General features: G+C 38.6%; 17 protein-coding genes. 4 read left to right on the top strand and 13 right to left on the bottom strand.

Annotated features, from left to right (window positions below):
- Window positions 1-1,328, top strand: a 1,328-nt coding sequence (gene ade, locus BR30_RS0130815) for an adenine deaminase (RefSeq protein WP_026568399.1), incomplete at its 5' end; no start/stop codon positions are given.
- Window positions 1,329-1,437: 109 nt separating this feature from the next.
- Here the strand turns inward: ade and BR30_RS0130820 are convergent.
- Window positions 1,438-2,406: a bile acid:sodium symporter family protein gene (locus BR30_RS0130820; protein WP_026568400.1), complete on the bottom strand. Its 969-nt coding sequence runs from the start codon at window positions 2,404-2,406 to the stop codon at window positions 1,438-1,440.
- Window positions 2,407-2,676: 270 nt separating this feature from the next.
- Between BR30_RS0130820 and BR30_RS0130825 the strand changes: the two genes are divergently transcribed.
- The 3 genes from BR30_RS0130825 (at window position 2,677) to BR30_RS34970 (ending at window position 5,138) form a co-directional block, all read left to right on the top strand.
- A complete protein-coding gene (locus BR30_RS0130825) occupies window positions 2,677-3,600 on the top strand; it encodes a DMT family transporter (RefSeq protein ID WP_051633874.1) in 924 nt (307 codons plus the stop codon).
- 145 nt (window positions 3,601-3,745) lie between these two features.
- Entirely contained in the window at window positions 3,746-4,624 is an 879-nt protein-coding gene (liaG, locus tag BR30_RS0130830; RefSeq protein ID WP_442853013.1) for a LiaG family protein, read from the top strand.
- A 124-nt stretch (window positions 4,625-4,748) separates the two neighbouring features.
- Complete coding sequence (locus BR30_RS34970; RefSeq protein WP_051633864.1) at window positions 4,749-5,138, top strand: YuzC family spore coat inner layer protein; 390 nt, start codon at window positions 4,749-4,751, stop codon at window positions 5,136-5,138.
- 56 nt (window positions 5,139-5,194) lie between these two features.
- Here BR30_RS34970 and BR30_RS0130840 read toward each other — a convergent pair whose 3' ends face one another.
- The 12 genes from BR30_RS0130840 to BR30_RS0130900 all read right to left on the bottom strand — a co-directional run bounded on the left by BR30_RS0130840 (window position 5,195) and on the right by BR30_RS0130900 (window position 19,761).
- The gene (locus BR30_RS0130840; protein WP_026568403.1) at window positions 5,195-5,464 is read right to left on the bottom strand and encodes a SemiSWEET transporter; all 270 of its coding nucleotides are present in this window, start codon (window positions 5,462-5,464) and stop codon (window positions 5,195-5,197) included.
- A 12-nt stretch (window positions 5,465-5,476) separates the two neighbouring features.
- Window positions 5,477-6,964, bottom strand: coding sequence for a glycoside hydrolase family 32 protein (locus BR30_RS0130845; protein ID WP_026568404.1), 1,488 nt, complete (start codon window positions 6,962-6,964; stop codon window positions 5,477-5,479).
- Between the two features lie 96 nt (window positions 6,965-7,060).
- Window positions 7,061-9,250 carry an alpha-galactosidase gene (locus BR30_RS0130850; protein WP_026568405.1) on the bottom strand — a complete coding sequence of 730 codons (2,190 nt, stop codon included), beginning with the start codon at window positions 9,248-9,250 and terminating at the stop codon, window positions 7,061-7,063.
- Window positions 9,251-9,274: 24 nt separating this feature from the next.
- Window positions 9,275-10,096 carry a carbohydrate ABC transporter permease gene (locus BR30_RS0130855; protein ID WP_197032446.1) on the bottom strand — a complete coding sequence of 274 codons (822 nt, stop codon included), beginning with the start codon at window positions 10,094-10,096 and terminating at the stop codon, window positions 9,275-9,277.
- Window positions 10,096-10,962 carry a carbohydrate ABC transporter permease gene (locus tag BR30_RS0130860; protein ID WP_026568407.1) on the bottom strand — a complete coding sequence of 289 codons (867 nt, stop codon included), beginning with the start codon at window positions 10,960-10,962 and terminating at the stop codon, window positions 10,096-10,098. Before BR30_RS0130860 ends, BR30_RS0130855 begins: the two co-directional genes overlap by 1 nt.
- Window positions 10,963-11,102: 140 nt before the next feature.
- On the bottom strand, window positions 11,103-12,329 hold the full coding sequence (locus BR30_RS0130865) for an ABC transporter substrate-binding protein (protein ID WP_026568408.1): 1,227 nt from the start codon (window positions 12,327-12,329) through the stop codon (window positions 11,103-11,105).
- 103 nt (window positions 12,330-12,432) lie between these two features.
- Complete coding sequence (locus BR30_RS0130870) at window positions 12,433-13,458, bottom strand: LacI family DNA-binding transcriptional regulator (protein ID WP_026568409.1); 1,026 nt, start codon at window positions 13,456-13,458, stop codon at window positions 12,433-12,435.
- A gap of 608 nt (window positions 13,459-14,066) precedes the next feature.
- Window positions 14,067-14,894, bottom strand: a complete 828-nt coding sequence (locus tag BR30_RS0130880) for a glycerophosphodiester phosphodiesterase (RefSeq protein WP_026568411.1) — start codon at window positions 14,892-14,894, stop codon at window positions 14,067-14,069.
- Between the two features lie 272 nt (window positions 14,895-15,166).
- Window positions 15,167-16,837, bottom strand: a complete 1,671-nt coding sequence (locus BR30_RS0130885; protein WP_026568412.1) for an alpha-glucosidase — start codon at window positions 16,835-16,837, stop codon at window positions 15,167-15,169.
- Between the two features lie 78 nt (window positions 16,838-16,915).
- Window positions 16,916-17,884: a sugar phosphate isomerase/epimerase family protein gene (locus BR30_RS0130890; RefSeq protein WP_026568413.1), complete on the bottom strand. Its 969-nt coding sequence runs from the start codon at window positions 17,882-17,884 to the stop codon at window positions 16,916-16,918.
- Between the two features lie 111 nt (window positions 17,885-17,995).
- Window positions 17,996-19,033, bottom strand: a complete 1,038-nt coding sequence (locus tag BR30_RS0130895; protein WP_026568414.1) for a Gfo/Idh/MocA family protein — start codon at window positions 19,031-19,033, stop codon at window positions 17,996-17,998.
- The gene (locus tag BR30_RS0130900; RefSeq protein ID WP_026568415.1) at window positions 19,033-19,761 is read right to left on the bottom strand and encodes a ThuA domain-containing protein; all 729 of its coding nucleotides are present in this window, start codon (window positions 19,759-19,761) and stop codon (window positions 19,033-19,035) included. Before BR30_RS0130900 ends, BR30_RS0130895 begins: the two co-directional genes overlap by 1 nt.
- Window positions 19,762-19,858: the final 97 nt, after the last annotated feature.

Genomic DNA, 19,858 nt, shown 5'->3' on the forward strand with positions numbered 1-19,858 from the left:
CAACAGAATTTGAAAATTCCGGTGCTACTCTCAATGCCGATGACCTTAAACCGTTTTATCTCGAGCCGCGGGTACTAGGACTAGCTGAAGTTATGAATTTCCCGGCAGTCTTAAAGGCAGAACAGGACATGCTTGAAAAAATCTTACAAGCTAAACAATCTGGTAAAAAAATTGACGGCCATGCGGCAGGCCTATCAGCCAATGATATTAATGTTTATATGTCAGCTGGGATTCGAACCGATCATGAAAGTACAACAGCCGTGGAAGCAAAAGAACGTCTCCAAAGAGGAATGTATTTAATGATACGCGAAGGGACAGTGGCAAAAGACTTGCAACAATTGATTCCGATTGTCAATGAACGCAATGCCAGAAGGTGCTTATTTGTCACCGATGATAAACATTTAGACGATCTTGTTCATGACGGAAGCATCGATCACAACGTGAGACTTGCTATTGCCTCAGGTCTTTCAACTATTACCGCCATTCAAATGGCAACCATCAATGCAGCCGAATGCTTTGGACTCGAAAATAAGGGAGCGATTGCCCCCGGATACAAAGCTGATTTCTTCCTGTTTGATGACATGAATAAAATTAATATTAGAACCGTTTTTAAAAATGGGAGGGCTGTTGTCGACAATGGTCAGCTAACTATGGATTTAAACAACCAAACATTCGTTGAAACAGAACGATTGAGAAATTCAGTTCGTTACCATGATCTAACAGAAAAGCATTTCCATATTCCTTTAAAAACGAACAAAGCAAATATCATTGAAATTATTCCCAATAGTCTAGTAACCCGTCATTTGATTGAAAAGGTCGAAAAGAATGATGGCGGGTTCTTTCAAACTTCTATAACCAATGACCAATTAAAGCTAGCCGTAATTGAACGCCATCACCTAAAAAATCAAATCGGTTTAGGTATTGTCAAAGGATTGGGGCTAAAATCCGGTGCCATTGCAACAACCATTGCCCATGATTCCCATAATCTTATTATTGCAGGAACGACAGATGATGATATGGTCATTGCCACAAAAGCGATCAAAGAAATGCAAGGTGGTCTGGTCGTTGTCAACCAAGGAGAAGTCATTGCTTCATTGGAACTGTCCATTGCAGGATTAATGTCCGATCGACCATATCAAGAGGTTTATTCTGGTCTTAAAGAGATCAATCTGGCACTTCAAAAACTAGGAGCAAATGACCTCTTTAACCCTTTTTTAACCTTATCATTTTTAGCACTCCCGGTCATACCAGAATTAAAACTTACAGATAAGGGACTGTTTCAAGTAAGTAAGTTTAAACATATCGATCTTGAAGCTCATATGGAGTAAGAAAAGCGCTGGAGCTAGACAGTAATCTAAGTTCAAAAACTTATACTTATCATTAAAAAAAACATCCTCTCGCCATTTCGGTCGTGAGGATGTTTTGGTGTATTTGCTCTTATAAAGCAACTGAATCCTGATTTTCAACTTTTCTATTATAATACCTATTGAGAAAGTACCCATTTAAGGAAGCAAGAATCTGCTGAAATAGCATGCCAACAACCACTGGCACCGCTACTGCGGCTGGAAAGTAGGAAACAGCGATTACTGCACCTGCACTGATATTTCTCATTCCGCCAGTGAAAGTCAGCGATATAACGTTGTCCCGTCCACCTTTAAAAAATTTCCCTATTAAAAACGAAAACAAGTATCCAGTCAATGCTATCAAAAAGACGGTCAACGTAATGCTAACTAATTTTAGATTAATATTTTTTAAGTATGGTGCCACAACTGCCCCATTAAGCATGACCACCAAACCGAGGCATATTTTCGAAAAGGGTGCAAGACGCGTTCCCAATTGGTCTTTAATTTTCCCCTTGGTCACTTGGTTTAAATACATACCTATCAGCGAGGGGATAACGACCATTCCCAATAGTCCCTTCATAATACTGATATAGTCCATCTCAATTGTTTCACCCATAAATAACGATAGCGAATAAGGAACAATAATGGGTGAAAGCAAGGTATCGATTAAAATAATCGATAATACCAGAGGAATATTCCCCTTGTAAATAGCCACCCAAATGAAGCTTGTGACCCCTGTCGGGATGACCATTCCTAAAATAAGGCCTGTAATCGTATATATATCACCAGAAAAAACGACATGACCCACACTCCAAGCCCATATCGGCATAAGAAAATGGAGGATTAACATCGCAATAAAAATGGGAAATGGATGAACAATTACCTCCTTTAACGAATGGAAATTGGAACTTAAACTTCCTGCAAAGGTCATAAATGCAAAAAGCCATGGAATTAAGTAAGAAAAGTCCTTTAGATAGATACTGAATATTACTCCAGTCAATACACCAACCGGAGTAATTAATGGCATACTTCTTTCTAGTTGTTTATTAATCTTTTGCAACATGTTGAGAATCTCCCTATTTGTCTATGAAGCAACTTACATTTGCCTTCCAAGCAGTAAGTCCTTCCTCTAGAACCGTAACTATATAATTATAAAGAATACCACAATTTCTCTTCTTCCTGAATCAAGTAATCTTAAAATCTTTCGAAATACGAAAAAATATACATGTCAAACATCTACTAAAGATGTATAATAATTGCAATCTATTTACATTGTAATTGAAATGAGAAAGAAGTGAAACAGTTGGCAAAAGCGCAAAAATATCAGATATACATGCTATTAGTATTTGTAATGGCTTCATGGGGGCTGAATGTCATTGCGACGAAGATTATTGTTACGGCCTTCATGCCGGAGACCATTACAGCACTAAGGGTATTCACAGCGGGTATCTGTGTATTTATCATCCTTGGTTTATTAAAGAAAGTCAGGCTGCCCTCAAAAAAAGAGTTTCGCTATATTTTTATCGCATGCTTTTTTAACGTGGTATGCCACCATTTCTTTCTGTCACTTGGGTTATTAAAAACTTCTGCAACAAACGGTGGTCTTATTTTAGGACTTGGTCCCTTGCTCACGACGATTGTTGCCTTTTTCTTATTAGGCACTAGGATCACGCTGATTCGATTGTTGGGAATCATAATGGGTTTTATGGGTGTTACGTTTATTGTGATATTTGGAAATGATGGAGTAAGTACAGTCTCCAGTGGAGATATTTATGTGTTCTTGGCAATATTCGCCCAAGCATTTAGTTTTAGTTTAATTAAAAAATGTTCCGATACATTGGATCCGCGCTTGATGACAGGTTATATGCTGGTCATTGGTTCTGTCATATTATTTATCATTAGCCGTTTTACAGAACCAAATGGGCTGAAAGAAATTTCTCATGGTTCTGTCAGCGTTTGGATGATATTTTTTGCTTCCGCCATTATTGCCACGGCGCTTGGTCATATGATTTACAATAATGCCATCGGTAAAGTAGGTGTAGCTGAATCCGCTATTTTTATCAATTTCAACCCGTTCTTTGCCTTGATTGGTGCCGTTATTTTTCTCGACGAGCAGATTACTGCATCGCAAATATTTGGTTTTATCTTCATACTTGTAGGTGTTTTATTTGGGTCTGGTGCGTTTGAGGAATTCCTATCTCAATCCAAGCAAAAAAAGAATCGAATATATTTGAATAAAGTAAAGGACTTGCATTAATGTGACTCAATCTTGGGTCACTTTTTTTATCCCCAAAAAACTCAAACCCAATACACCTCAAGTCTTAGACAAAAATAAATCTCTGGTTCATTGAGGATAGCGAGAGGATTTCTTATCCTTAACTAGAAGATGTAAGAAAAAGGGGATGGGAAAAGTGAAAAGAATTATCTTTCTGTTATTGGTGATCACCGGATTGTATATTCTCTATAATCATGTTTCTACGTTTGATTGGTTTAGTAAAACAGATAATAAAACCACACAGTCGGCAATGACCAAGGATATTGATGTTATTGAAGTGGATATTTCCAGTGTAAGTACCACAATTATTCCAGAGGATCGGAAAGATGTGAAAGCCATCTACAACGGCAAAGATAGGCTAACCGTTAGAGAGCACGGCGACACCATCGAGGTTTCAGTCAAACATAAGGGATTGGGTTGGTTCGACTGGTCTCCTTTCTCAAAAAAGAAGAAATTACAAATCTATATTCCAGAAGATTATCACCGTGACATGCGTATCAGTTTAGGCTCGGGGAATGTAAATTTTTCAGGACAGTCCAAAAATAACCCGATAAAACTAGACGAATTATCAGTTGATATTGGTTCAGGCAACATGGACCTAAAAAACATGATTATCAACAACTTCGAACAAAATGTAGCGTCAGGAAATGTTGATATTAAATCACTACAAACAAAAACTGGCTCGTTTGATGTAAGTTCTGGCAGCCTGGATGTGAAGGAATATACTGGTGCCATTCAAGCAAATGTTTCCTCAGGGGAACTTGATTTTCAAGTAGAACAACTGACAGATTCAATTGATATTGAAGTAAGTTCTGGAGATGTAAAGCTAGACCTTCCTAACAATGCGGATTTTACCTTAGACGGAGACGTTGCCAGTGGGGATATCGTTTGTGAACTGCCATTGACATCAAAAAATATCAAGAAAAGAAGCATCGAAGGCATTCATGGCTCTGGTAAATACAAAATAAACCTGGATGTGTCCAGCGGGGATATTACAATCCGTTAAGTTTCAAATGCGCGTGGATGTGCTAATCCATGCGTTTTTTTATTATGTTCCTTAAAGGAACCATAATCCGAAAAATATCATATCTTATTCTGGCTTGCGTTTTAATTATGGAAGGAGAGTTACCATGTATTACTATCCGTACCAATATCCTGTCTATCCTCCATTGCCTGCATACCCGCCTCAAATCGTGTTTCAACCGTATCCAAGGAGTTATCCGCCCGTAGATGTAAAAATATTTGAGGGCTCCGTCAAGTCATTTCGACTATTAATGGACCAAGGGAGTATTTTGTTAGATCGCTTAGGAGATGTTGGCTTCGCTCGGAAAATGATGAGTGCAGCCCAGCAAGGGAAAAAAGCGGAAGTTGACCAATTAATTCATTCCGTTGGATTAAAAGTACCTGTTGAAACCCAATTTACACCATCTGGCGTCCAATTCGAACTCTACGCTTCACCGCACCCAAACAATCCTGAAAGCTGCTGCACATTAAAAGTGTCGATGAAATGGGGCAAATAAATAAATATTTATCAAAAAAAGTGGTATCCCCATCCACGCGGATACCACTACTCTTTTTACTTTGCAATTGCACTATATTTAATTTTTAACGCTAGTATCGTTACAGCTAAAATTAACGTAATAGAGTTTGCAACAATGATTGGAATATCTTTCACAAATAGCCCATACACCAGCCACAGAAAAACTCCACTTGTGAACAAACTGTACATGACTAAGGATATTCCTTCGGTATTTTTCTCTTTAATAGTTTTTATTGCCTGTGGCAGAAATGAAAGGGTTGTTAAAATAGCTGCAGCATAGCCGAAAATTGGTACGAGTTCTTGCATTTTTTTGTCTCCTTATCGCCATATATCCTTTAACGTCCATGATTCTAATTTTATCAAGTTGACTGCTCCTCCCTCACTAAATAATTCTACAGAAGTACTTAACGGGTCAGGATAAATACGTGATGTCATTACTGTTTCTCCATTATTTACAAACAACTCCAATGATGACCTGTCAATAAATAATTGGAGTTTAATAGAATCATTATTTCCATGCACCACACTTGTTCTAATTCCCCCTACTCCCTTGCCCGAGGAGTTTCGGTCAACATAAATTTTACCATCTTTTACATCATAGATTACAGAAGTTTTTTCTTGTCCATCACGTGAACAGCGAACGTCGATACCAAACTTTTTAGCAGAACATCCCTTTAATGAAAACTCGGCAATTAATTCCAGGCATTCACCCTGGATTTGCTGCAAAACGGTTCTTTCTGATATGGTTGTCTCCGGTACAATAATGTATTCATTCCGTAACTTTTGCAACTCTTCAATTGGGACCATTGAAAGGATGCCATTTTCATTGAATTTCAATTCACGAGGGATGGTCAATGCTCCTGCCCAACCGTGCTCTTGCTCTGGCATATGTGATTCCCACATATCCATCCAACCAATCACAATTCTTCTTCCTTTGTCATCTAGAAAAGATTGACCTGCATAAAAATCGAACCCTTTATCCAATTCCAAAAATTCACCGTGAGAGAATTTCTTAGAATTATAATCAAACTCCCCAATTAAACAACCATTTTGGTATAAGTTCTGGTATTGATCTCCCTCAGGTTCAACTCCCTGTGGTGAAAAAAGAAGAATATGTTTTCCGTCCAATTCAATGAAATCAGGACATTCAAACATATAACCAAGTTTGCCTGTACTCTCTGCTAAGACACCTTGATATTCCCAAGAAATTAAATCGTTAGATTCATATAAAACGACTCTTCCGAGGTTATCCTTTTGACTTCCGATTACCATATACCATTTATCCTCTTGCTTCCAGACCTTTGGATCACGAAAATGGGGCGATCCTTTGCTAGGAGGTTCCGCAATCACAGGGTTGCTTGAATGTTTTTTAAAATGGACACCATCGATACTTTCCGCAATGCACTGATATTCGATAAATTCTTCGGTTTCCTCGTTCAAGGTAACGTGGCCAGTGTAAATCAATGTTAATTTTCCATCATTGTCAACTGCACTGCCGGAAAAACATCCACTTTTGTCATACTCTTCACCTGGGGCCAATGCTATCGGGAGATGCTCCCAATACACCAAGTCCTTACTTTTCACATGTCCCCAGTGAATCGGACCGCCTTTTGCGCTGTATGGATGATGCTGGAAGAACACATGGTACTCCCCGTTCCACTGAATTACTCCATTAGGGTCATTAATCCAGTTTGCTGGAGCCATAATATGATAGCCAAGGCGAAATGGAGTATTTTTTACGTTTTTACTTGCCTCCTGAATAGTAGCCTGTGCTTTTGCCAAACGTTGTTGATGGTCCTGTACCATGAATATCCCTCACTTTTTTATCAGCAAAAAGAAAAACGATGAAGCGATTAAATTAAATTGCTTTTCATCGTTATCTTTTACTAGTCTTCTATTATTCTATAACTCCTTTAAATGCCAAACAAAGCTTTGGAGATCTCCCTTTATTTCTACCGGGATAGAGAGTCCAACATAAGAAAGTTCATCCCCACCAAATACCTTATCACTACCGACAACTTGATATTGTTTCGTAATATCGATCCCCTTCAGTCTTAATACTGTTGTTGGTGCAGCTGGCTCAGCCAAAACCCGGAAATAGTATACGATTGCTTCTGTCTTGTCCTTAGTCGTGAAAAGCCATGCCGTTTCATTTCCATCAAAAGGACTTTGCAATCGATAAAAATCACCAAACTGAATTAATTGGCGAATTTCCTTATAGTGGGAAATTTGCTTTTTGACGATTTCCTTTTCATCTTCAGTTAGTTTGGTTAAATCAAGCTCATAGCCTAAATTTCCAGACATTGCAACATCTCCGCGCATTTCTAAAGAAGGACTTCGATGAACCTGATGGTTTGGTACCGCCGATACATGTGCACCCATTGTAACGATCGGGTAAACAAGACTCGTGCCGTATTGAATCTTTAGCCGTGAGACTGCATCTGTATTGTCACTTGTCCATGTTTGTGGCATGTAATAGAGCATTCCCGGATCAAATCTGCCTCCTCCGCCCGAGCAGCTTTCAAATAGAACATGCGGGAAGGAAGAAGTGATAGATTCCATCACCTTATATAATCCCAGCATATAACGGTGCGCTGTCTCTCTTTGTCTTTCAGGAGGAAGAGCAGCCGAACCGATTTCGGTCATATGGCGGTTCATATCCCATTTCACATAGGAAATTGGTACACTTGCTAAAATATTACTAATTCTTTTAATCATTTCAAAGCAAACATCTTCCCTTGAAAAATCCAATATTAGCTGATTACGGCTCTCCGAACGATTGCGTCCAGGTACATGCAAGCACCAATCTGGATGTTCACGGTATAAATCGCTATCAACAGAAATCATCTCCGGTTCAAACCAAAGCCCAAAATCCATTCCCATTTCTTTGACCCGAAGAGCGAGATTATCCAAACCTTCAGGCAACTTTTGGCGATCCACGAACCAATCACCTAACGAAGTAGTATCATTGTTTCTCTTGCCAAACCATCCGTCATCTAAGACAAATAATTCAATCCCTAATTCACGGCCAACTTCGGCAATGTCCATAATCTTTTCAGCAGTAAAATCAAAATAAGTTGCTTCCCAGTTGTTTACTAAAACAGGTCTTTCTTTATCCCGGAAAACACCTCTTACAAGGCGGGAACCGTACAACTCATGAAACGTTCTTGACATACTTCCGAGACCTTCTGATGAATACACCATAACAGCTTCCGGTGTTTGAAAATCTTCACCTGGTGCAAGCTTCCAGCTAAAATCAAAAGGATTTATTCCCATTGTGACTCTTGTATTATTAAATTGGTCCACTTCCGCCTGTGCAAGGAAATTACCGCTGTACACAAAGTTAAAAGCATATACTTCGCCAGTATCTTCCGTTGTACCTTTCCTTAATAGAGCTATAAACGGATTATGCTGATGGCTGCTTGCCCCTCTTGTACTTTCAACGGACTGGATGCCATGACGCAACTGCTGCCGCTCAATATGCCTTTCCTTTACATGCGCACCATGCAGATGCAAAAACTCAAAGTCGGCATCCCTAAAATCAACACTTAGACTATGCGCACTTAACAGCTTTAATGACTCTACTCCATCATTAATAAATCGTACCGAACGCGTAATGGCATTAAGTTGCTCGAAAACGGTATAGCTTAAGATTACTTTTAAGCCGATGAAGCTATCTTCCATTGTAATTTCAAGCGTTTCTGCCTCATCCTCGTCTTCAACATATGTCGCAGGAAGCCCATCCAACGGAGCCTTTCCTTTAAAAATCGTATGGGACGCATACCTTAAGTCCGATACAGTTGAACCGTTGTCTAACTGCACTTGATAAGCTGGTTTCCGATAATCGGTATTCCCATACTGCGGATATTCCTGAGGAAGAGTATCTAATGAAAAGGTTCTGTCTTCTTTATACGGATTTCCAGAGAAACCACGGTCTAAAAGCTGCAATGGATTTGAATGACGATATTTGTTTATTTTTTTACCCCAGTATAGATGAAGCAAGTATCCGTCACGAACAATCTCCATTACATAACTAGTATCTTTTGCCTGCAAATGAAAGGTTTTATTTGTAAAATCAAATTGAATTCCCATAAAAAATACAACTCCTAAGGTGTTCTATTTAATTGCACCCTTTACAACCCCGCCAATTATCCATTTTTGTGCAAAGATATACACAATCACCATTGGTGAAAGGGCTAATAAGTATGATGCGAACGCTAAGTTAAAGTCAGTGCCAAACTCAGACTGAAAGATATATTGAACTAATGGAAGTGTTGCATCAGCCGGATCATTCAAGATGATCAAAGGAAGCATAAAGTCGTTCCAAGCCCATAAACATGTTAGAATTCCAACCGTTGCATTAATCGGAGTTAACAACGGGAAAATCACTTTCCAAAAAACTCCCCATGTACCGCATCCGTCTACGATAGCCGCTTCCTCTAGTTCCTTTGGAATTGAGCGGATGTAACCAGCGTAAATAAAGATATTTAATGCAGCTCCATAGACTATATATAAAAAGATTAGTCCACCTTGGTTATCCATGCCAAAAGCGGCCGTCTGCTTTACCAGCGGAAGCATAATAATCGGAAATGGGATAAACATAGCACTGACAAAATAGTAGTAAAGTCCTTTAAAAAATTTCTTATCCATATTTCTCGCGATTGCATAAGCGACCATTGAATTTGTTAAGATTGTAAAAACCACCGTAACAACCGTAATCAAGGCACTATTTTTGAAGGCGGCAAAAAAGTTGGTCGCTTCGATGGCCTTGGCAAAATTCTCAAAATGCAGCCCTGTTGGAAGAGAAAGTACCGATTGCGCCATCTCGTCCGGTGTTTTTAATGCAATGGAAACGGCAATATACAATGGGAAAAGTATGAATAACGACCCTAATGCGATTAAAATGGTAACAGGCCAGTTCGTTTTTTGTCTCAACATTACATATCCATCTCCCTTTTTTGAAGTACCTTAATTTGAATTACAGAGATGACAACAATCACAATAAAGTAGATAACGGAGTTGGCTGATTGGTAGGCGAACTCTCCCCCCTGAAATCCGCCTTTATAAATTAATAGCGAAATCGATTCCGTCGCACGGCCTGGTCCGCCACCTGTTAAAGCAACAATCTGGTCAAAGACCATAAGGAAGTTTTTCATTGAAAGTACCATATTGATAGTAAAGAATGGCGCAATCATCGGGAAGGTAATTTTCCAGAATTCCTGCCATTTATTGGCTCCATCAAGGCTCGATGCTTCATATAGTTCAGATGGAACGGTTTGCAAACCTGATAAATATAAAATCACATTGAATGCACATGCCTGCCATACAGCCACAATAACGATTCCTAACCAGGCAAACTTGTCGCTACCTAATATATTGAAAGAAAGGAATCCAATATCTAACTTATCACCTAAGTTTGGGATGACATTTGAAAAAATAAAATTGAAAATAAACCCTACAATTAATACTCCGAGTACATTAGGTAAGAAGTATGTTGCTCGAAAAAAGTTCTTCCCTTTAATTTTTGCGTTTAATCCTATCGCGATCAAGAGACTTAAAACATTTACGAGAATGGTCGAAATAATTGCAAATTTAAACGTAAATAAATAAGAGTTTAGAATATTTAGGTCTTTAAAAAGGTTTAAGTAATTTTTTATTCCGACAAAGTCGTAAGTGAAACTTAAGCCGTCCCAGTTTGTAAATGAATAATAAATGCCTTGAAGCGCTGGATAGGTATGAAAAATAGCGAAAAGAAGAAGCGCAGGCACTGTCATTAAATAAAAAGGTACGTTTTTGAGTTTCATAGTTTTCTTCTTTACTTTTATACTAGTAGTAGGAATACTCCCATTTTTTAAGGCGAGTTCTTCTTTACTCACTTCTTTCACTCCTTTATTTATAAAGATGGAGAAATTAGGATTCTCCCAATTTCTCCATGATTAAATTATTATTTACGGTTAGCTACTTTTTCCCATTCAGTATCTAGGGTTTTCAAGTATTGCTTGGCATCTTTTTTCTGTGTTAGTACTTGCAATTGTTTATCTAGGGCTACAGCAGTTGGTACATAGTGGTCAGGGAAGTCAACGACTGCACCTTTTTCAAAGCTTGCTTTTAATCCTTCTAACTCAGGTGCTTCCTGTACGATACCTGTTTTAGCTGAAAAGGCGTTTTGCTGTGTAAGGTATTCTTTCATATTTTCATCGCTTAAAAGAAATTCAATGAACTTTTTAGCTTCTTTCGGATGCTCTGTAGTCGCAGATTGAGCAAGTAATAAATCTACACCTGATACAACTTTTGAGTCACCAATTGGGTAAGGGAATACGCCTACTTCAATGTTTGGATTTGCTTTTTTAATTTCTGGAATCGCCCAAATACCTTGGAGATACATAGCAGACTCACCTTTTGCAAATGCTACGTTTCCATCATTATACGCTTTACCATTCTGGTCTTTATGGCCATATTTGAGCAAGGTTAATAGCTTTTCAGCTGCTTCCCTGTGCCCTTCAGCAAATTTTGTATCTCCTTTATCTAACTTTTTAAAGAAGTCATCTCCCTGTGTGTTTGCTGCTAGCACATTGTAAGCGGGTAAGGCTGTCCAAGCATCTTTAAAGGTAAAATAAAATGGAATTTTCCCTGCAGCTTTTACTTTTTCCGCGGCCGCGATAAAATCATCCCATGTTGTTGGTACTTCAATGCCTAATTCTTTGAAAATAGTTTTGTTATAAATTACTGCATTGGCATTTGCAGCATATGGGATTCCATATACTTTGTCCCGTTTTGAAATATCCTTTAACATGTCAATATACGCTGGCTGTATATCATTTAATGCGCTGTCTTTCGAAACATCTTTCAAAGCTCCTGCCTTTGAAATCTCTGCATAGGATACATCCCCGCCCATCCCAATAACATCAGGAAGATCACGTTTGGCTACCCGCGTTTTTAATACTGTTACAGAATCCGGTGGATTAGTAACAACAATATCAATATTTGGGTTTTCTTTTTCAAATTTTTTGGCTAATTCACTAAATGTACCTTTTGCTTCAGATTTGTACTCTAAAAACTCAATTTTCACCTTTCCATTGGAACCACCTGAAGCTTCTTCCTTATTGCCACACCCTGCAAGAACAGAAAGCGCTATCATACCAGTTGCAACTAACGAGATTGATTTTTTCATAGAAAACCCCTCCAAATTTTAAAAATTTTTTATTTATAAATGAACTCGGGTGCGATTACAAATAGCTATTTATAACCTCACCTAATCCATTTGTATAACACTTTTATCGTTTGTTTGCACTGACACTATCTCGAAAAATAAGCTCTGTTGGAAGGACCACCTTGAGAGGTACTGTTCTTCCCTGTAAGCGGTCATAGAGCAATTTAACTGCTGTTCTCCCCATTTCATCCCCATGCATTTTTACAGTAGAAAGGCGTGGATTCATATATGCAGATGCCTCAATATCATCAAAGCTAAACACCGATACTTCATTAGGAACCTGGATATTCGCTTCATGTAAAGCACGAAGTACTCCTAAAGCCATTGGATCACTTCCTACGACAATTGCGCTTGGAAGTTGTCCACTTTCCAATAGTTCCTTTGTTAATGAATATCCGCTTGTCGGTCCCCAATCACCCTCTAAGACATTGGCAGGATTAAAAAGACCTTTTTCTTTCATTATTTTTTCAAAAGCACATCTTCGCGTATCTTCTTTATCAAAGGTTTTATTACTACTAACTCCAAATACAGTTCCTTTTCCCCCTAAATAAGCGATATCAATATGACCAAGATCTATTAAATACTCCAATACTTGGTTTGTTGCTCCTTCAAGATCAGAAATCACAACATCAACTGTATTCACTCGAGGCAGATAATCGACAGCGACAATATTATCATTTTCATAGTAAATTTCTTTTAAATCCTCAATATCAACATCACCAATGACAATGATTCCATCTAGACCACTCAAACTCTCGGATGTAATGGTACTTTTTCCAACCGTCATGGTAGAGACGATATTAAGGGAATATTGATTACAAATACTTTCTACTCCAAGTCGGATTGACTGAAAATATGGATCAACAGTTTCATCATTTAACATAATCAGTCCAATATTATTTGATTCTGTTTTTTTATCTGCTTTTCCGTTCTTTCTTCTCAAAGGTTTATAGTTTAACTCATTAACTATTTCAATAACCTTTTTTCTAGTATCCTCAGATACAGAGAGGGTTGGATCATTATTTAATATCCTTGACACCGTTGCAGTTGAAACATTAGCATGTTCGGCTACATCTTTTATAGTTGCCATTTTTTCACCATCATTCTTAATTTAGTTAAATTAACTAAACTTTATATTGATAATATAACAGATAATACGCTTTCATTCAATGAATTTTTAAATTATTTCAATATCTCAGTAATATTTACAATGTATTTTAGTTACGTTTACTAAATAAATTACAAAAAAAGAGTAAAGATAACTGTGATTTGTAGTTATCTTTACTCCCTATTGTTTACTATTAGAAAAAATATCATTCAAAAGACTTTCTTTTATATTTATTTCAATAGATACACCCTTGTCTCATATGGTTTTAGTGTGAATTCTTTTCGTAATTTTTTATTCGTACCTTCATAATTGGCAAGGACTAGTTCAGAAGCAGAAAATGATAGGCTCCAAGGAAGTTTAATCATAGTTGCTTTTTTACTATTATTGTTAATAACAATTTTCAAAAGGCAATTTACGTATTTGAAGTAAAAAATTATGAAGGTAATTATTGTTTCCGACATGGGGGGTGATGGGAGGTTTTGCCCTTTAAAACACTTATCATAGACAAATCTTCGGAGCAAAATCGGGTTAAGCCCCAAAAACAGAGTCAAAAAGTTCCCACTTTTTGACCCTCTTTTGGCATTACTTTCTTATTTCCTTGGATCTACAAAATCAGGATAATCAGTTATAATTCCATCTACATTCATATTTAAGAGAAATTCTGCCGCTTCATGGCTGCGCACAGTCCATGATTGAATTTTCATACCGTTTGCGTGTACTTGCTTGACTAATTCTTCTGTTACAATTCCGTAGCTTGGATTAAAGTAATCAGCGTATGTAGCAAATTCTTTTAATGATTGTTCAGATGTGTCCGCTCTATTCGATGTAAGGACACCAATCGGTACTTTAGGCAACAGACTATTTGTTTTTTTCATGGATTCAAAATTAAATGATTGAATAATGATTTTTTCATTTTGCGGTTTATCCAAGTTTCGTTCTTTTAATTCTTTTGCTACCATTTCTTCAATTCCTGGATAAAGCTCAGGTGCCTTCAATTCTATTAAAATACCAACCTTCCCATGATATCGGTCAAGAATTTCATCAAATGTAGGAATTTTTTCCCCTTTAAATTGTTCCCCTTTCCAGCTGCCTGCATCAAGGCTCCTAATCTGGTCAAATGATAAATCTTTAACATACCCGGTACCATCTGTTGTTCTATCAACCTTTGTATCATGAATGATGACCAGTTTCCCATCCTTGCTTCTTTGAACATCAATTTCAATATAATCTGCTTTCATGTCTACCCCTTTATCAAAAGCAGCAATGGTGTTTTCAGGCGCATACCCCGATGCTCCGCGGTGGGCAACTGTTTCCACCTGACGTAACTCCCCAGTTGTTTCTGCAGCAAAAGCATGCTGAAACGGACTAAATAATAAAGTAAAAGCAAGGCCCGTCCCCAATAACATTGTTTTTTTCATTTTTCCTCATCTCCCTTTTACATGTGTGCTACATAGAAAATTGTATGAGAAAAATGTTAAGTCACTATGTTATTCACATATAGACGCCATTAATATAATGTAAAAAAGTATAGGTACTTATTCGTTCCTTATTTTACAAAAAAAGTCGTTCTTTTTCCTTTTGCTAAATTAAAGAAAAGCAGAGACCGGATAACGGCCCTGCTCCAATCTAATTTATATACGCTCTTCGATTTTCATTCAGAGCAGGCATGCAGCCTTTTTCCCCTGATCCATTACTTCAATAAATATATTCTTGTTTCATAGGGTTTAAGAGTGAATTTTTTCCGTAACTTCTTATCCACACCGTCATAATTATGAAGGACAAGTTCAGAAGTAGAAAAAGATAAACTTCCCGGGATACGAAATCTGGTCAATTTTTCACTAAAATTGTTAATAACAATCGCTTTCAGATTTCCTAATCTGCGCGTGTACACAAACAACTTCGGATGATTCGCTGCTAATAAATCGTAGGTACCGTAAACAAACACTGGATTCTCTTTTCTTAAACGAATCAATTTTTTATAAAAAGATAGGATCGAGTTTGGATCATTTACTTGTGCCTCGACATTAATCTCTGTGTAATTCGGATTGACCCCAAGCCAAGAATGCTGTGCTGCAGTAAATCCACCTTTATTGGTTGTATCCCATTGCATCGGTGTGCGAGCATTATCCCGTCCCTTTTCCCAAATAACCTTCATAATTTCGTCATGGGAACGTCCTTTTGCCGTTTCAACATGATAGTAGTTGGTCATGCCAACATCGTTGTAATCATCAATGGAAGGGAATTGGACATTCGTCATCCCAATTTCCTGGCCTTGGTAAATAAACGGGGTACCCTTCATTAGAAAATAAAGGGCTCCAAGCATTTTGGCACTCTCTTTCCAATATGCCTTGTCATTTCCCCAGCTAGAAACCCGTCGCGGCTGATCATGGTTTTCAATAAATAGGGCATTCCAGCCTCTGCCTTCCAAACCTGTCTGCCATTTGGTCAAAACCTTTTTCAACTTACGAACGTCAATCGAACCTTCTACATCCTTATCCCACAGATCTAAAAATTCGAATTGAAATATCATATTAAAATAGCCGTTTTCCTCGCCTACCCATTGATCTGCTTCATTTAGTCCGACACCATTTGCTTCCCCAACGGTCATGATGTCATAGTTTTTTATGGTTTTTTGCGAAAATTCTGTGAGGAACTCATCAATTCCATCCACATTCATCATTTTAGGAAAACAAGGCACGTAATCTAAGTTGTCAGGGTTGGGCATGTCAGGGAATCCTGGTTCTTTTTTAATATGCGAGATGGCATCTACACGGAAGCCGTCGATCCCTTTTTCCAGCCACCAGTTCACCATATCGTATAAAGCATCTCTTACCTCTGGGTTTTCCCAATTCAAATCAGGCTGACGTGCGGAGAAGATGTGCATGAAATACTGTTCTGTTTCTTTATCATATCTCCAAGCCGGCCCACTGAAAATCGACTCCCAATTGTTCGGTGCTTTTCCATCATTGCCATCACTCCAAATATACCAATCACGTTTAGGGTTGTCTTTTGAGGAACGCGACTCGATAAACCATGGATGTTCGTCGCTCGTATGATTGATGACCAAGTCAAGGATTAATTTCATCCCACGTTGATGAACGCCGTCAAGCAACTCGTCAAAATCGGCCATCGTCCCGAATTCATCCATAATATCTTGGTAATCGGAAATATCATAGCCATTGTCGTCATTCGGTGATTTGTACATGGGCGAAAGCCAAATAACATCTATTCCTAACTCTTTTAGGTAGTCTAATTTAGCAGTAACGCCTTTTAAATCCCCTATTCCATCCCCATTGCTATCCATGAAACTTCGAGGGTAGACTTGATAGGCGACACTTTCTTTCCACCATTTTTTACTCACTTGGGCACCTCAGTTCTAAACCTTTTTCATTTAATCTTCCAAATGTACATTTGAACATCGATTGGTAGATTTTCGATGTTACACCCACCACATTTGGGAAACAGATTCCTCAATTAAAACTGATTTCAAATTGGTTACTGCCCGATTGAAACCTTCATTAATCGACATAATGGGATCCTCATGTTCAATGCTGACCACATAATCATATCCGTAGGTTCGGAGTGCACTCATCATATCAGACCATTCTTTGAGGCTATGTCCACAGCCAACTGAACGGAACGACCATGCCCTCGTTTTCACTTCTCCATAAGGCTGCATATCCGTTAATCCATACATATTCACATTTTCCTGATCAATGTATGTGTCTTTGGCATGAAAATGATGAATCGCATTTTCCTTTGCCAAAATTTTAATCGCCGCCACCGGGTCAATTCCCTGCCACCATAAGTGGCTTGGGTCTAAATTAGCACCAATGGCATCACAGGTTTCCTCACGAAGCTTTAAGAGTGTATATGGGGTGTGAACTAAAAAGCCTCCGTGGAGTTCAAGCCCTATTTTTACGTTGTGGTCCTTGGCAAATTGGCCAACTTCCTTCCAATAAGGAATCAGTTTTTCTTCCCATTGCCACTTTAACACATCGCCATATTCATTCGGCCAAGGGGTAACCGGCCAGTTTGGGTATTTAGCTCCTTCATGGTCGCCTGCTGTACCAGAAAAGCAGTTAACAACCGGTACTTCCAGCAATGAAGCAAGTTTAATCGTTTTGACGAGTGTTTCGTGTGAGTTTTTAGCAAATTCTTTTTCAGGAGAAATTGGATTTCCATGGCAACTGAAGGCACTGATCGTTAGTCCGCGCTCTTCTACTTTTTGAATATACTCTTGGCGCGCCGCTTCACTTTCCAATAACGTGTCTAAATCACAATGGCTATTACCAGGATAGCATCCCGTTCCGATTTCAACTGCATGCAGTCCAGCTTCTTTGACAGTATCAAGCATTTCCTCGAATGATTTTTCAGCAAATAATACGGTAAAAACTCCAAGTTTCATAATGAATTCCCCTCTCAATAATTGCTCTTCTTTATACAACAGACCCTTGTAGATATTAATAGAGAGATGGCGGCCCTGTACGGTCCACCACCTCTAAAATTTAATGTAAAATTATAGTAGCTCACTAACCTTAACAATTTGTTTCGTTTCATTTGATTGAAGTGCTGCCAAGATCACCTCTAATGATTTCTTACCTTCCTCACCAGGGACAGGCGTCTCTTGGTTCTGAATAACAGCATCCACAAAGTGATTGATCACATGCGTGGTCCGTTGTCCACCCGCATCATTTGACTGAATTTTTCCAAGCTGATAATTAACCACTTCGCCGTTGGCATATTGAACTACGAGGGAATTGTTTGGATCATCTTCTAAACGAAGAATGGCTTTTTCACCATAAATGATCGTCGAGTTATCTTCTTTACTGACATAAGCCCAGCTTGCGGCAAGTGTTCCGATAATCCCGCTTTCTGTTTTCAATACACAAACAGCATTATCATCCACATCAGCGAAATCTTTGGCACTTGTTTCAACAAAGGAGCCAACCTCAGCAATTTCTTCACCTAGTACATACCTTAATAAGTCGGTCTTATGGACTCCTAAATCCCCCATTGCCCCAACAAATGCTTTATCCTTTTCAAAAAACCAGCTGTCTTTCCCATCTACACTCCAGCCTTCGGGACCACCGTGTCCAAATGCTGTACGGAAGCTATAAATTCTGCCGATTTCCCCGCTAGCGATCAACTGACGTGCTCTTTGATGTGAAGGTACAAAGCGCTGATTATGCGCAATCATTAACTTTTTTCCACTTTCTTTGGCTGCAGCAATCATGGCTTCTGCTTCCTGTTTTGAAGTGGCCATTGGTTTTTCACAAAGAACATGCATCCCTGCATTTAAAGCAGCTATCGAGATTGGGGCATGAAGGTAGTTAGGTGTACACACGCTAACGGCATCGACCGTTCCGCTGCTTAATAATTCTTCATAGTTTGTGTAGACAGCGACATCATATTGCTCTGCTACTTCTTTTACCCGGTCTTCATTGATATCACAAACTGCAACTAGCTCCACATTTTGATTGGCTAAATATTCAGGTATATGGCGATGCTGGGCAATACTGCCGCAACCGATTACTCCAACTCTTAACTTTTTCATTAGTTTTGTCCCCCTTTGATTTGTTCTAGTGGTTTCGCATTTCCATAGACCGGACGTTCCCGTTTGACAGGTGCTGCCCATTTAACTGCATTGATGATTACACGCTGAATCTGTTCATTATGATAAGTCGGATAAGTTTCATGTCCCGGTCTAAAATAAAATACCTTTCCATTTCCACGTTTGTAGGTGATTCCGCTGCGGAATACTTCCCCGCCTTCAAACCAGCTTGTAAAAATAAGCTCATCTGGCTGGGGAATATCAAAATGTTCCCCGTACATTTCTTCTTTTTCTAATTCGATATATTCAGAGATTCCTTCTGTTATTGGATGGCTTGGGCTCACAACCCAAAGGCGTTCTTTTTCATCCGCTTCCCGCCACTTTAGATCACAGCTGGTACCCATTAAGGTTTTAAAGATTTTTGAAAAATGTCCGGAGTGAAGGACGATTAATCCCATTCCATCAAGAACACGCTGTTGAACTTTTTGAACAATCTCATCCTTTACTTCTCCATGGGCTAAATGTCCCCACCAAACTAGGACATCGGTGGCTGCTAATACCTCATCTGTTAAGCCATGCTCCGGTTCGTCAAGAGTAGCCGTTCCTGTTTCGATGCCTGCAGATTGAAGGAATTGGGCGATAGTACCATGGATACCTGTAGGATAAATATCCCTGACCACTGGATTTTTTTGTTCATGACGATTTTCATTCCATACCGTTACTTTCAACATTGTGAACGACTCCTTTGATTGGTTACTTTATAGTTAATTTTAGAGATAGATAGAATTAATGAAACGGCTTACATTGACAGATAGGGTGGAAAATATT

The organism is Bacillus sp. UNC41MFS5 (assembly GCF_000686805.1).

Bases quoted from the DNA above. Each gene is read 5' to 3' on its own strand.
- BR30_RS0130820 (WP_026568400.1), bottom strand. From the start codon at position 2,406: ATGTTGCAAAAGATTAATAAACAACTAGAAAGAAGTATGCCATTAATT.
- BR30_RS0130825 (WP_051633874.1), top strand. From the start codon at position 2,677: ATGCTATTAGTATTTGTAATGGCTTCATGGGGGCTGAATGTCATTGCG.
- liaG (WP_442853013.1), top strand. From the start codon at position 3,746: ATGGGAAAAGTGAAAAGAATTATCTTTCTGTTATTGGTGATCACCGGA.
- BR30_RS34970 (WP_051633864.1), top strand. From the start codon at position 4,749: ATGTATTACTATCCGTACCAATATCCTGTCTATCCTCCATTGCCTGCA.
- BR30_RS0130840 (WP_026568403.1), bottom strand. From the start codon at position 5,464: ATGCAAGAACTCGTACCAATTTTCGGCTATGCTGCAGCTATTTTAACA.
- BR30_RS0130845 (WP_026568404.1), bottom strand. From the start codon at position 6,964: ATGGTACAGGACCATCAACAACGTTTGGCAAAAGCACAGGCTACTATT.
- BR30_RS0130850 (WP_026568405.1), bottom strand. From the start codon at position 9,250: ATGGGAATTCAATTTGATTTTACAAATAAAACCTTTCATTTGCAGGCA.
- BR30_RS0130855 (WP_197032446.1), bottom strand. From the start codon at position 10,096: ATGTTGAGACAAAAAACGAACTGGCCTGTTACCATTTTAATCGCATTA.
- BR30_RS0130860 (WP_026568407.1), bottom strand. From the start codon at position 10,962: ATGAAACTCAAAAACGTACCTTTTTATTTAATGACAGTGCCTGCGCTT.
- BR30_RS0130865 (WP_026568408.1), bottom strand. From the start codon at position 12,329: ATGAAAAAATCAATCTCGTTAGTTGCAACTGGTATGATAGCGCTTTCT.
- BR30_RS0130870 (WP_026568409.1), bottom strand. From the start codon at position 13,458: ATGGCAACTATAAAAGATGTAGCCGAACATGCTAATGTTTCAACTGCA.
- BR30_RS0130880 (WP_026568411.1), bottom strand. From the start codon at position 14,894: ATGAAAAAAACAATGTTATTGGGGACGGGCCTTGCTTTTACTTTATTA.
- BR30_RS0130890 (WP_026568413.1), bottom strand. From the start codon at position 17,884: ATGAAACTTGGAGTTTTTACCGTATTATTTGCTGAAAAATCATTCGAG.
- BR30_RS0130895 (WP_026568414.1), bottom strand. From the start codon at position 19,033: ATGAAAAAGTTAAGAGTTGGAGTAATCGGTTGCGGCAGTATTGCCCAG.
- BR30_RS0130900 (WP_026568415.1), bottom strand. From the start codon at position 19,761: ATGTTGAAAGTAACGGTATGGAATGAAAATCGTCATGAACAAAAAAAT.